An 11,462-nucleotide genomic window follows, 5' to 3' on the forward strand; every position below is an offset into this window, starting at 1 on the left:
TCAGCGCGTCCCTTCGGCGCCGGTTGCCTGCTCGATCACCCGGATCAGCCGCGTCAGGTCGTGGCGCAGTTCGGACACGCTTTCCTGCCGCCCGGCATTGATGTCCTCCATCAGCCGCAGCAGCTGCACGTCGATGCTGCGCAGGCGCATCCTGGTCTCCGCATCGGGGCCGTCCTCGTCCGCCTCGCGCTGAGCAGCCAGCGATTCCAGCACGGCGGTCAGGCGCTCCTGCCCGTCGGCGACGCGATCCATGGTGGCGGCCATCCGGACCTCGCCTTCCATCCGCGCCGTGAGCCGGTCAAGCGACGCGCCCAGCCCGGCCAGGCGGCCGTCCATGGCGACGCGGTGCGCCTCGGATTCGCGGATCACGCTGTGCAGCTCGCCCATCTGCAGCGCAACCTGGTCGAGCGCCGCGGCGATGGCCGCTCCGTCGCTGCCGCCCTCGCCGTCATTGCCGGCGAAGCCCAGGCGGGTGATGGTGGACAGCCATTCCTCCAGCTCGCGGTAGAAGCGGTTCTGGCCGTGATTGGCGAAGAGCTCCAGGAGGCCGACGACCAGCGATCCGGCGAGTCCCAGCAGGGAGGAGGCGAAGGCCGTGCCCATGCCGCCCAGCTGGGTCTCCAGCCCGCCGATCAGCCGCCCGAAGACGGCGGTCGAATCTTCGCCCGCCGAGGGCGCCAGCGAGCGGATCGTGTCGACGACGGCGGGAACGGTGGTCGCGAGCCCGTAGAAGGTGCCGAGCAGGCCGAGGAAGATCAGCAGGTTGCCGAGATAGCGCGTGATGTCGCGCGCCTCGTCGATCCGGGTGGCGACCGTGTCGAGGATCGACCGCGACGAGGCCGCGCTGATCTGCATCCGGCCGCGGCGCGAGCGCATCAGCGCGGCCAGCGAGGCCAGCAGCCGCGGCGCCTGGGCCGCGTCCATGCCCGGGCGTTCGGCGGCGAAGCCCTCGATCCAGCGGACCGACGAGATCAGCTGCGCCACCTGCCAGAAACAGGCCAGCACGCCGATCACGAAGACCACGCCGATGGCGCCGTTGAGATAGGGATTTGCGGAGAAGACGCTCCAGACCCGCGGCAGCAGGAACCAGGCGCCTGCCCCGAAGCCGGCGGAGACGGTCACCATCATGAAAATCTGGCGGACCGGCTGGGAAAACTGGGGCGCGGAACTCTGTTCGGACATGACCATGGCCCCGGTCTAGCCGATTGCGCGCGCCCGGAGAATCGCGACCTTCGCCGCGAAGCCCCAATCTACAATTTTGTCACACCGAAAGCGCACGGGCGAGCCAGGCCATGTCCGCATCCTCGAGCCCGAGCTCGACCAAATGGCGGTGCGTGTTCGCCAGGTAGTCGCGGTTCGGCCCCTTTTCGCCCTCGGCCCGGCCGATGATTCCCGCCTGCTCCTCCAGCGAGAGCCCGCCGGCATACTGGTGATGCGCCGGATCGACCACATAGGTCACCGCCTCGACGCTGCGCCCGTCGGTCAGCGACAGCGGCAGCCATTCCTCGCGGTATGCCGAGGAGATCAGCTCGCGCTCGCGCAGCGCCTCCAGCGCCGTTTCGCGCCCCTCCGCCGGCACGCGGAAGGCGACGCCCAGGCAGGACGCGCCCTCGGCGGCATCCAGCGCCAGGACGAGGCCGGGCGCCTCGGGGGTGCCGCGGTAATGGACGGACCACATGCAGAAGGATCGGTGCCAGCCGTCGAGCCGGGCCAGCTGGCGCTCCGCGGGATCGAAGCAGGGGCTCCACAGCAGGGACCCGTAGCCGAAAACCCAGAGATCGCGTGTCGCCATGGCGCTGGCCCTCCTTTGTCCCGACTTGTACACAGGGGGCCGACCGGGATGGAAGGGAGCCCCATGAAATATCTGCTCGCTGCAATTCTCGCCGCGGCCCTCGGCTGGGGCGGCTACTGGCTCTACGGGGCGCATGCCACCGAAAGCGCGGTCCGCAACTGGTTCGACCAGCGCGAGGCCGAGGCCTGGGTGGCGAACTACGCCTCGATCGACACGTCGGGCTTCCCCAACCGCTTCGACACGACGATCGCCTCGCCCGAACTGGCCGATCCCCGGACCGGGGTGGCCTGGTCGGCGGAGTTCATCCAGCTGCTGTCGCTGAGCTACAAGCCGAACCACCTGATCGCCGTCTGGCCGCACGAGCAGCGCCTCGCCACGCCGCTGGAGACGATCACCATGACGACCTCCGACCTGCGCGGCAGCCTGGTGGTCAATCCGCTGGCGAAGATGGCGATCCAGCGGACGACGATCGAGGGCAAGGACATCGCCCTGTCCTCGACGCTCGACTGGCAGGCCACGGCCTCGGCGATGCAGCTGGCGATGCGCCGGACGGACGCGGAGCAGCCGACCTACGACATCGCGCTGTCGCTTTCCGAGGTGACGCCGCCGGCCTTCCTGTCCCGGCTGGTGGAGCGCGCCGGGCTGGAACCGGGGGCGCTCGGCACTGCCGAGATCGACGCGACGGTCGCCTTCGACGCGCCCTGGGATCTCGACGCGCTGGAAACCGCGCGGCCGCAGCCCCGCCATATCGACCTGAAGCGGTCGCGCGCGGGCTGGGGCGAACTGGAGCTGCAGGCGAAGGGCAAGCTGGACGTGGATGCCGAGGGCGTGCCCGAGGGCGAGGTGACGATCCGCGCCACCAACTGGAAGGCGATGCTGAAGGTCGCGAAGGAAAGCGGCGCGATCAACCCCGATCTGGCGGGCCTGATCGAGGGCGGGCTGAACCTGCTGGCGCGGATGGGCGGCAACGGCGACTCCATCGACGTGCCGCTGTCCTTCAAGGACGGGCGGATGGCGCTCGGCGGGGTGGTCCCGCTCGGCGCCGCGCCGCGGATCGTGCTGCGCTGAGCCCTAGGGCTCAGCGGCAATAGGGCCCGGAGCGGTAGCTGGCCGTGTCCAGGTGGAAATGGTTGGCATGGTGCCGGTCCGAGCGCGGGCCCAGCACCGTGCCGAAGATCCCGCAGGCCGCCTCGTGCAGCGCATGCAGCAGCGGCCCTTCGGAGCGCGTGCTCCAGTCTTCCAGCACGGTGATCTCGCTGCCGTCGCGCAGGGTGAAGCCGCCGATATCGACCGCCCTGCCCCGCCCGTGTTCCGACATCTTGGCGCCGCGGACATTGTTGCGCGGGCGGCAGGAATAGCTGGCCATCACCTTCAGCTCGGCCACGCCGCCGCCGCGGCGGCCGACCGCCGGGCGCAGCCCCTGGCTGACCCAGCTGTCCAGCGCCTTCGCCGTCGAGCAGTCCATGGTGGCCGGGGCGGACAGCGGCACGCCCGAAACCGAAAGCACCCGCACGCCGTCCGACAGTCCGCAGGACCCGCCCGAGGAGATCGGCGGCGCAAGCTCGCCCAGGATCGAGGTCGAGCCGCAGAGCCGCTGGCCCTCGAGCTGCGGTTCCTCCTTGCCCGAGCCGCAGGCGGCCAGGACGAGGCAGAGCCCCAATGCGCGGCGCCTCATTCGCCGGGCTGTCGCTTGGCGCGGCCGAAATCCGGCGCGGCCGTGTCCTGCCCGGCATCGATGATGCCCTTGCGGATCGCGCGGGTGCGCGTGAAATAGTCGAACAGCAAGTCCCCGTCCCCTGTGCGGATGGCCCGCTGCAAGGCAAACAGCTCTTCGGTGAAGCGGCCAAGGATCTCCAGAGTCGCATCCCTGTTGTTCAGGAAGACGTCCCGCCACATGGTCGGATCCGAGGCCGCGATCCGGGTGAAGTCGCGGAAGCCCGCGGCCGAGAACTTGATCACCTCCTGGTCGGTGACGCGGCGCAGGTCGTCGGCCACGCCCACCATCGTGTAGGCGATCAGGTGCGGCGCGTGGGAGATCACCGCGCAGACCAGGTCATGGTGGTCGGGCTCCATCTCCTCGACATTGGCGCCCATGCCGGTCCAGAGCGCGCGCAGCTTGCGCAGCGCCTCCGGGTCGCAGCCCTCGGGCGGCAGCAGCAGGCACCAGCGCCCGTCGAAAAGCTCGGCGAAACCGGCGCGGGGACCGGAATATTCCGTGCCCGCCATCGGGTGCCCCGGGATGAAGGTCACATCGGGGGACAGGTGCGGCGCCACCGCGTCGATCACCGAGCGCTTGACCGAACCGACATCGGTGACGGTCGTGCCGGGGCGCAGGTGCGGGCCGATCTGCTCCGCCACCTGTCCCATCGCGCCGACCGGTACGCAGAGCGCCACGAGTTCGGCATCCCGGACGGCCTCTTCCGCCGACCCGGCCAGCAGGTCGCAGAGCCCGTCCTCGCGCGCCATCTCCATGTGCGCGGCGCTGGCATCGTAGCCGATCACCGTCCCGGCCAGCCCGGCCCGGCGCATCGCGTGGATCATCGAGGAGGCGATCAGGCCCAGCCCGATCACCGCGACGCGGCCGTAGATCTGGGTCATGTCCCGCGCTGCTCCGCCTTGAAGGCCGCGACGGCCTCGGCCACGAGGCGGCAGGAGCGCTCGTCGCCGATGGTGATGCGCAGGCAGTTCGGCAGGCCGTAGCCCGCCACCTGCCGCACGATCAGGCCGCGGGACTTCAGGAAGGCGTCGCAGGCCACCGCTTCGCCGCGGTCGGCGAAGCGCGCCAGGATGAAATTGGCGCAGGACGTGTCCGAGTGAATGCCGAGATCCGCCAGCGCCTGGGCCAGCCAGCCGCGCAGGCGGCTGTTCTCGGCCAGGCATTTGGCGGCGAAGTCGCGGTCGCGGATCGCGGCCTCGGCAGCGGCGAGCTGGCATTCGCCAAGGTTGAACGGCCCGCGGATGCGGTTCAGGACATCGATGATCTCCTTCTGCGCATAGCCCCAGCCGATGCGCAGCCCGCCCAGGCCGTAGAGCTTGGAGAAGGTGCGGGTCATCACCACGTTCGGGTGCAGGTCGACGAGCGAGGCGCCGCCGTCATAGCCGTCGACGAACTCGGCATAGGCGCCGTCGAGCACCAGGATGACATTTTCCGGCAGGCCCGCGGCCAGCTTGGCCAGCTCGTTGCCGCCGATCATCGTGCCGGTCGGGTTGTTGGGGTTGGCGATGAAGGCCAGCTTGGTGCGTTCGGTCACGCCCGCGAGCAGCGCATCGACGTCGGTGACGCGCTCGCGCTCGGCAACCGAGACGCTCGACGCCCCGGCGGCCAGCGCCGAGATGCGGTACATCGAGAAGCCGTGCTCGGTCTGCAGCACCTCGTCGCCCGGCCCGGCATAGGCCTGGCAGAGCAGGTTTATGATCTCGTCCGACCCCACGCCGCAGATGATCCGCGCCGGGTCGAGCCCGTGCACCTCGCCGATCGCGGCGCGCAGCTCCGCATGGTCGGTGGACGGATAGCGGTGCAGGTTGGCCGCCGCCGCCCGGAACGCCTCGGCCGCCTTCGGCGAAGGACCGTAGGGGTTCTCGTTCGAGCTGAGCTTGATGACCTCGGAGACGCCCTCGACCTTGGACTGCCCGCTCTCGTAGAGCGCGATCTCCATGATCCCGGGCTGCGGCACGATCTGCGTCATTGGCGGCTCCTTCCGCCGGCCGGGGCCACCCGGACGGCCTGCTTCGTTTGGCCGGCCGCGGGGGGCCGGCATCGCGCCGGATTTAGCCGCCGCCGCGCGCCAAGGCCAGAGCCAACCGCGCCTAGCGGGCGAAACTCAGCACGAATGACACCGGGACCACCGGCTGGATCGAGTCGAGCCCGGCCAGTTCGCGCAGCTTGGCGAGGCCCTCGGGGAAATCCAGCTCCGCGGCATCGACGATCAGCGGCACCAGCGAGGCGACGACGACGCGGTCCTCGCCCGCGCGGGTCACCAGCACGGCCGAGTCGTAATCCGAGCCGGTGCCGTTGACCGACAGCGACAGCGGCAGCTCCATCCTGGCCGAGCCGCCCGGGGCGATCTCCGCCAGGGCGTCGAGGTCGACCTGCGCCGTCACCGTGGCCTTGGGAAAGACATCGACCTTGAACAGCAGGTCGCGCACCCGCTGGTTGCGGATGTCGATGCCGGTCTCGACCGAAGCGAGGTTGATGTCGACTGTGACTTCGCCGCTGTCGGACACGCCGCCGGAAAGGTCCGAGAAGCTGTTGGCCTCGGCAATGTCGCCGTTCTTCATGCTGACATAGCTGACGGCGGATCCGGCCGGGTCGAGGTCCCAGGCAAGGGCGGCGCAGGGCAGGGCAAGAGCGGCAACAAGAACTGCGGAAAACGGGGTCATGTTTGATGCCTTTCGGTGGAGCGCGGAATGATGCGCACCTCCAGTCCTTACCCCATCCCCGGCCGTTCCGGAAACGCAAAGCGCCGCGTCCCGGAAGGACGCGGCGCCGGAAGTCATCGCGCGGAACTGGATCAGTTCTGTGCGTAGTATTCGATGACGAGGTTCGGTTCCATGATGACCGGGTACGGCACGTCGGCCAGGCCCGGGGTCCGCACGAAGGTGGCGGTCATCTTGGAGTGGTCGGCCTCGATGTAGTCCGGAACGTCACGCTCGGACAGCTGCACGGCCTCGAGAAGGACGGCCAGCTGCTTGGACTTGTCGCGGACGGAAATCACGTCGCCTTCCGACACGCGGTAGGACGCGATGTTCACGCGCTTGCCGTTCACTTCGACATGGCCGTGGTTCACGAACTGGCGCGCGGCGAAGATGGTGGCCACGAACTTGGCGCGGTAGACGACGGCGTCCAGGCGGCGCTCCAGCAGGCCGATCAGGTTCTCGCCGGTGTCGCCCTTGACGCGCTCGGCTTCGGCGTAGATGCGGCGGAACTGCTTCTCGGTCAGGTCGCCGTAGTAGCCTTTCAGCTTCTGCTTCGCGCGCAGCTGCAGGCCGAAGTCGGACATCTTGCCCTTGCGGCGCTGGCCGTGCTGGCCCGGGCCGTATTCGCGGCGGTTGACCGGGGACTTCGGACGGCCCCAGATGTTTTCGCCCATGCGGCGGTCGATCTTGTACTTGGCAGACGTGCGTTTCGTCACGGCTGATCTCCTTCTGATGCCCCTTGCGGAGCGGATTGTCGAAGGGCGTTGTCCTCCTGCCGCGCCCCCCGGGTTTGCTGGGAGACGGGCCGACAGGCATCCCCTTGCGGGGGCCGCCAACACCAAATGCCCGGCACGGATGCCGGGATGGCGCGCTCTACCGTCGCCGCGGGACGGAGTCAAGCGCCGAACCGGCTGCCGCGCCCGGCCTTGCGGGCCCCGCCCGGCAAGGCTGGCGGAGGGGCCAGAAGCGGCGCGCCGCCAGATCGCCATGAAAGGGAACGATCGCCGCCGTCGCCCTGCGGCAGAGGCCCTCTGCGGCGCCCCGGGCAGCCCTGGCCCCCGGGACAAGCCGGAGACGCCGACGGCGCCGCACCGGTCCTTCCGCGACCGGCAGCAGGACCTTCCCGGGGCCGGGGGCTGCGCCGGCCCCGTCAGAACCGCCAGTTCACATGGATCGAACCGACTACCTGGCCCTCGGGCTGCGCCTCGAATTCCTCGCTGAGCCAGGTGACGCCGTAGAACACCTGCTTGCCCTTGCCCCAGCGCCAGAGCCCGCCGGCCCGCGCGCGGTAGCGGATGTCGGTCAGGTCGTAGCCCCGGCTTTCCGGCAGGTAGCTCGACCGCGTGACATGGGCGGCATCCGCGCCGACGGTCAGGCCGAAGCCGCGGGCATCGAGATGCGTCGCGGGAATCAGCAGGCCGGTCGTGGTGTCGCGGATCGGCAGCGCACCGCGCCCGGCCGGGCCGCACACCAGGTCGCCGCCGAAGCGCAGCAGCGTCTCCACCCCGGCCTGGGCCTGGCCGAACAGCACGGCCTGGCCGGACTGGCCAAGCGGGATGCTGCGCGAGCCCGTGATCATCAGCGTCGGATGCAGCCCGTCGCCGATCTGGTCCTGCCGCACCGCATCGCTTGGCCGTTCGCCCGCGGGATGGAAACGCCTGAGCGCATCGTCATAGCCGGTGGAAGGCCCCACCCCGACGAGGTCGAGGCCGAAATGCAGGCTGCTGGCCGCGCCCAGCATGTAGCCATGAAGGCCGAGGCTGATGACCCCTGCCAGCGGCCGGTCGTCCGGAGCGGGATGGGCCAGGCTTGCCGGGGTCAGCACCTCGGTGAAGAACCGCAGCTCCACCAGATCGGGCCCCGCCTGTCCGGCGCCGGGCTCCATCAGCACGCCGACCTGATAGCTGTTGGTGTGCCAGCGGTCGTGCCGGTCGCCGAAATAGTCGTTGGTCAGCAGCCGCGCCATGCCGACGGCTTCCCAGGCCGCGGCCGGCCCGGCGGCGAGCAGCAGCCCCAAGAGACAGAACCGGAGAATTGCCATCGCGCCTTCCCGAAATCCCGCCGCCAACCTGCGGCGCGGGGCATCCTGCGGCGACGAATCTTTCAGCCGGGTTAACCATGGCGCAGCTAGCGCAGCCGCCGCCAGCTCTGGGCGACGCAGAACGGCCCGACGCAGCCCGAGACGTCCAGCACGTCGCCATGCAGCACCATCTTGGAGCGGAAGGTCTTGTCGCGCTGCGGATCCCAGATCTGGCCCTGGCCGTAGCGCCCGCCGCCTTCGGGCTGCATGTCCCAGACGATCGGCCTCCCCACCGCCTGCGAGTCGCGCCTGCTGCCGTCGGCGTTGAACGCCTCCTGCAGCGTGCCGCAGAGTTCGGCCCCGCAGGCGGCGATGCGGACATGGCCGAAGGCGCCGTCCTTGCCCGGCTCGGTCTTCCACAGCCCTTCCGCCGGGTCGGCAAGCACCGGCCCCGCCGCCGCGATGGCCGCGCAGATAAGGTATCTCATGATGTCTCCTCCCGCCTCCAGCACGCCCGCGCGGGGCGCTCCGGTCAAGCGGAACCTCGCGTCGCTTGGCTTCGCGGCCGGGACATGGCATGGGGGCGCGGCAATCACGAAAGGAGCGGCCATGATCCTCTATCCCGCCATCGACCTGAAGGACGGCAACTGCGTCCGGCTCTTCAAGGGCGACATGGAGCAGGCCACCGTGTTCAGCGACGATCCGGCGGCACAGGCGAAGGCCTTCGTCGATGCGGGCTGCGACTGGCTGCACCTCGTCGACCTGAACGGCGCCTTCGCGGGCGAACCGGTCAATGCCGCGCCGGTGGAGGCGATCCTGGCCGCCTGCAAGGTCCCGGCCCAGCTCGGCGGCGGCATCCGCGACATGAAGACGATCGGGACCTGGCTGGAGAAGGGCCTGGCCCGGGTGATCCTCGGCACCGTCGCGGTGGAGAACCCGGCGCTGGTGCGCGAGGCGGCGAAGGCCTTTCCGGGACAGGTGGCGGTCGGGCTCGACGCGCGCAACGGCAAGGTCGCGACCCGCGGCTGGGCCGAGGAAACCGAGATCGAGGTCACGGACCTCGCGAAGGATTTCGAGGACGCGGGCATCGCCGCGATCATCTATACCGACATCAACCGCGACGGCGCGATGCAGGGCCCGAACATCGAGGCGACCGCCGCGCTGGCCCGCGCCGTGTCGATCCCTGTGATCGCCTCGGGCGGGGTGTCCTCGCTCGCAGACCTGATCGCGCTGCGCGATTGCGGCGTGCAGCTCGACGGGGCGATTTCGGGCCGCGCGCTCTATGACGGGGCGATCGACCTCGGCGACGCGCTGGCCGCGCTGAAGGGCTGAAAGCGGCACAGGCTTAACCCGGCAGAAACCATGGCACCTCCAGAACATGCGCGTTCGAGGAGGTGCCGGATGGCAATTGACGGGAACTTGGCCGCGATGCGGCGCGCACGGGCCGGAACGCATGGCGCTCCGGGCGGTAGGCTGGCGCGGGACACCCGCGTCCAGACTCCCGGCGGGATGCGCCGGATGCGCGACCTCAGGGTCGGCGAGATGGTGGAAACCCAGGACCGCGGTCCGCAGGAAATTCTCTGGATCGGGCGCAGCCGCCTGTCCCGCGAGGATCTGGAGGACGCGCCGGAGCGGCGGCCGGTCCGGATCCGCCGCGGCGCCCTGGCCCCGGGCCTGCCCCGGCGCGACCTTGTCGTGGCGCCCGAGCACCGGCTGGCGCTGAGCGACCCGGCGCTGGTGCGCTCCTGCCGATCGGCCACGGTGCTGTTCCCCGCTCTGGCCCTGGCCGACGGCGATGCGATCAGCCTGCTTCCGCCCAACCGCGGCTGGACCTTCCTGCAGCTCCTGCTGCCGCATCACGCGCTGCTCCTGGCGGAGGGCTGTGCCTCGGAAAGCTTTTCGGAGAGCGAGGCCCGGGATCTCGGCGGCGAGGTCCCGCTCCGGATCGACGGACTGCCCGTCGCGCAGGGCGGCCAGCCCCTGCCCTCGCCAGACCTGGGCGAGGCCCGCGCCCTCTGGCGCGACCTGCGCGAACGCAGCGCGGCGCGCGGGGCACTGCCGCTCCAGCACCAGCCGCGGGTGGCAGCGCACAACGTGGCCGCGCAGGGCTGAACGGACAGGACCGCCCGCGGCCTGCGGCAGATCCCGGCATCCGGCCGACCCGGACTGGAACGGCGGGCCTGCTGAACCCATGCGCCGCTGGCAGCCAGCAGCGGAACCACACGGCCCCAGTGACATGGGGCAGCGGCACTGGCCGGGCAACTGCTCGCTGGCGACCGCACAGCAGCTGCGTCTCACCGAAGCCGGAGACGCATTGGCCGGGGGCCGGTCTGTCGCTGGCCCGCGGCACGGAGGGCCGCCGTGGCCGGGCACCGCGACGGCTGGAATAGCTGGCCCGACCCCGCTTTGCGGTCCGCCAATCAGTTGCACCATGGGCCCGCCGCTTGGCCTCAAAGCCCGGCGCGCTCCGGTTTGCGGACCTCCCGCAACGGCCGCGGCAGGCCGTGGGGCAGCGGCAGGATGCCCGGACCTGGAAGCGGCCAGGGCGGGTCGGGGCTGCCATGGCATTCCGGTGCCGCCAGCCTGGTCCGGCCGGGCCCGCCCCGGGCCATCGGCGACGGTCCGGGCCGTCGGCCCCGCCCCGCCGGTCATGGAGCTGCATGTCATGCAGACCGGCCCTTCGCGTGTCCGTCAGCCCGGCGGCATGGGCTGCCCCGGCCGGACGGCACCGTGCCCGCTGCACTCAACCAGACAGCGGAAGCGGGAGAGACTGATTTCCAATCGCGCGGGATTGCGGGTGCGGCGGACGGCGGCTCCGCGGGCCGCGGCGCGATGCGCCTGCCGCCGGTCCCCTGCCCGGCATAGGTGCGGTGATCCGCATCAGCCTCCCGTCCTAGGTGTTTGATCCCACGGTTTGATGGTTCGATCCATTCGTCGGCATGGAAGGAAGCACTATGGGACAAGTTCGTCACGGCTGCGCCACGATCCTCTGACCGGAAGGCGAATGTGCGCATTCGCCGAGAGGGGCGCACGCCATCCGAGCTGCAATACAGCGATCGCAAGCTTCGACCGCGGCGCAGAGCCGGGAACTCGGGATCAATCCGAAGACCGTCGCGAAGTGGCGCAAGAGGGCAAGCTCTATCTCTTCGTGGCAATCGATCGCACCAGCAAGTTCGCGGTCACTCAGCTGGTCGAGAAGGCCGGCAGACGGACGGCGTGGGAGTTCCCGGAGCA

Annotated in this window: 12 protein-coding genes and 1 pseudogene; 4 read left to right on the forward strand and 9 right to left on the reverse strand. The window is 70.3% G+C overall.

What is annotated here, in order from left to right; translation table 11 throughout:
* On the reverse strand, positions 1 to 1,188 hold the full coding sequence (locus HCC78_RS25310) for a biopolymer transporter ExbB (protein WP_172331566.1): 1,188 nt from the start codon (positions 1,186 to 1,188) through the stop codon (positions 1 to 3).
* Between the two features lie 73 nt (positions 1,189 to 1,261).
* Complete coding sequence (locus HCC78_RS25315) at positions 1,262 to 1,792, reverse strand: gamma-glutamylcyclotransferase (protein ID WP_172331567.1); 531 nt, start codon at positions 1,790 to 1,792, stop codon at positions 1,262 to 1,264.
* Positions 1,793 to 1,855: 63 nt separating this feature from the next.
* Here HCC78_RS25315 and HCC78_RS25320 point away from each other — a divergent pair, with 63 nt between their 5' ends.
* Positions 1,856 to 2,860, forward strand: a complete 1,005-nt coding sequence (locus HCC78_RS25320) for a DUF2125 domain-containing protein (RefSeq protein WP_172331568.1) — start codon at positions 1,856 to 1,858, stop codon at positions 2,858 to 2,860.
* Between the two features lie 10 nt (positions 2,861 to 2,870).
* Here HCC78_RS25320 and HCC78_RS25325 read toward each other — a convergent pair whose 3' ends face one another.
* From HCC78_RS25325 to HCC78_RS25355, 7 genes are all read right to left on the reverse strand, one after another.
* A complete protein-coding gene (locus HCC78_RS25325; RefSeq protein WP_172331569.1) occupies positions 2,871 to 3,467 on the reverse strand; it encodes an extensin family protein in 597 nt (198 codons plus the stop codon).
* A complete protein-coding gene (locus tag HCC78_RS25330; RefSeq protein ID WP_172331570.1) occupies positions 3,464 to 4,390 on the reverse strand; it encodes a prephenate/arogenate dehydrogenase family protein in 927 nt (308 codons plus the stop codon). The genes HCC78_RS25325 and HCC78_RS25330 overlap by 4 nt, the downstream gene beginning before the upstream one ends.
* Positions 4,387 to 5,478, reverse strand: coding sequence for a histidinol-phosphate transaminase (gene hisC / locus HCC78_RS25335; protein WP_172331571.1), 1,092 nt, complete (start codon positions 5,476 to 5,478; stop codon positions 4,387 to 4,389). Before hisC ends, HCC78_RS25330 begins: the two co-directional genes overlap by 4 nt.
* A 121-nt stretch (positions 5,479 to 5,599) precedes the next feature.
* The gene (locus HCC78_RS25340) at positions 5,600 to 6,172 is read right to left on the reverse strand and encodes a YceI family protein (RefSeq protein ID WP_172331572.1); all 573 of its coding nucleotides are present in this window, start codon (positions 6,170 to 6,172) and stop codon (positions 5,600 to 5,602) included.
* Between the two features lie 131 nt (positions 6,173 to 6,303).
* Complete coding sequence (gene rpsD, locus HCC78_RS25345; RefSeq protein ID WP_172331573.1) at positions 6,304 to 6,924, reverse strand: 30S ribosomal protein S4; 621 nt, start codon at positions 6,922 to 6,924, stop codon at positions 6,304 to 6,306.
* A gap of 434 nt (positions 6,925 to 7,358) precedes the next feature.
* Positions 7,359 to 8,249, reverse strand: coding sequence for a lipid A-modifier LpxR family protein (locus tag HCC78_RS25350; protein WP_172331574.1), 891 nt, complete (start codon positions 8,247 to 8,249; stop codon positions 7,359 to 7,361).
* An 86-nt stretch (positions 8,250 to 8,335) separates the two neighbouring features.
* Positions 8,336 to 8,716: a DUF2147 domain-containing protein gene (locus HCC78_RS25355; protein ID WP_172331575.1), complete on the reverse strand. Its 381-nt coding sequence runs from the start codon at positions 8,714 to 8,716 to the stop codon at positions 8,336 to 8,338.
* Positions 8,717 to 8,837: 121 nt separating this feature from the next.
* Here HCC78_RS25355 and hisA point away from each other — a divergent pair, with 121 nt between their 5' ends.
* The 3 genes and pseudogenes from hisA to HCC78_RS34980 all read left to right on the forward strand — a co-directional run.
* Positions 8,838 to 9,560: a 1-(5-phosphoribosyl)-5-[(5-phosphoribosylamino)methylideneamino]imidazole-4-carboxamide isomerase gene (gene hisA / locus HCC78_RS25360; protein ID WP_172331576.1), complete on the forward strand. Its 723-nt coding sequence runs from the start codon at positions 8,838 to 8,840 to the stop codon at positions 9,558 to 9,560.
* A gap of 96 nt (positions 9,561 to 9,656) precedes the next feature.
* Positions 9,657 to 10,340, forward strand: coding sequence for a Hint domain-containing protein (locus tag HCC78_RS25365; protein ID WP_256368344.1), 684 nt, complete (start codon positions 9,657 to 9,659; stop codon positions 10,338 to 10,340).
* A 1,012-nt stretch (positions 10,341 to 11,352) separates the two neighbouring features.
* Positions 11,353 to 11,462: pseudogene (locus HCC78_RS34980) on the forward strand (IS481 family transposase); the annotation flags it as partial.

It is taken from the genome of Mangrovicoccus sp. HB161399, from assembly GCF_013184745.1.
Lineage (GTDB): Bacteria > Pseudomonadota > Alphaproteobacteria > Rhodobacterales > Rhodobacteraceae > Mangrovicoccus.

Coding starts and splice junctions, on each gene's coding strand:
- HCC78_RS25310 (WP_172331566.1), bottom strand. CDS start 1,188: ATGGTCATGTCCGAACAGAGTTCCGCGCCCCAGTTTTCCCAGCCGGTC.
- HCC78_RS25340 (WP_172331572.1), bottom strand. CDS start 6,172: ATGACCCCGTTTTCCGCAGTTCTTGTTGCCGCTCTTGCCCTGCCCTGC.
- hisC (WP_172331571.1), bottom strand. CDS start 5,478: ATGACGCAGATCGTGCCGCAGCCCGGGATCATGGAGATCGCGCTCTAC.
- HCC78_RS25365 (WP_256368344.1), top strand. CDS start 9,657: ATGCGGCGCGCACGGGCCGGAACGCATGGCGCTCCGGGCGGTAGGCTG.
- HCC78_RS25330 (WP_172331570.1), bottom strand. CDS start 4,390: ATGACCCAGATCTACGGCCGCGTCGCGGTGATCGGGCTGGGCCTGATC.
- hisA (WP_172331576.1), top strand. CDS start 8,838: ATGATCCTCTATCCCGCCATCGACCTGAAGGACGGCAACTGCGTCCGG.
- HCC78_RS25350 (WP_172331574.1), bottom strand. CDS start 8,249: ATGGCAATTCTCCGGTTCTGTCTCTTGGGGCTGCTGCTCGCCGCCGGG.
- HCC78_RS25325 (WP_172331569.1), bottom strand. CDS start 3,467: ATGAGGCGCCGCGCATTGGGGCTCTGCCTCGTCCTGGCCGCCTGCGGC.
- HCC78_RS25355 (WP_172331575.1), bottom strand. CDS start 8,716: ATGAGATACCTTATCTGCGCGGCCATCGCGGCGGCGGGGCCGGTGCTT.
- HCC78_RS25320 (WP_172331568.1), top strand. CDS start 1,856: ATGAAATATCTGCTCGCTGCAATTCTCGCCGCGGCCCTCGGCTGGGGC.
- HCC78_RS25315 (WP_172331567.1), bottom strand. CDS start 1,792: ATGGCGACACGCGATCTCTGGGTTTTCGGCTACGGGTCCCTGCTGTGG.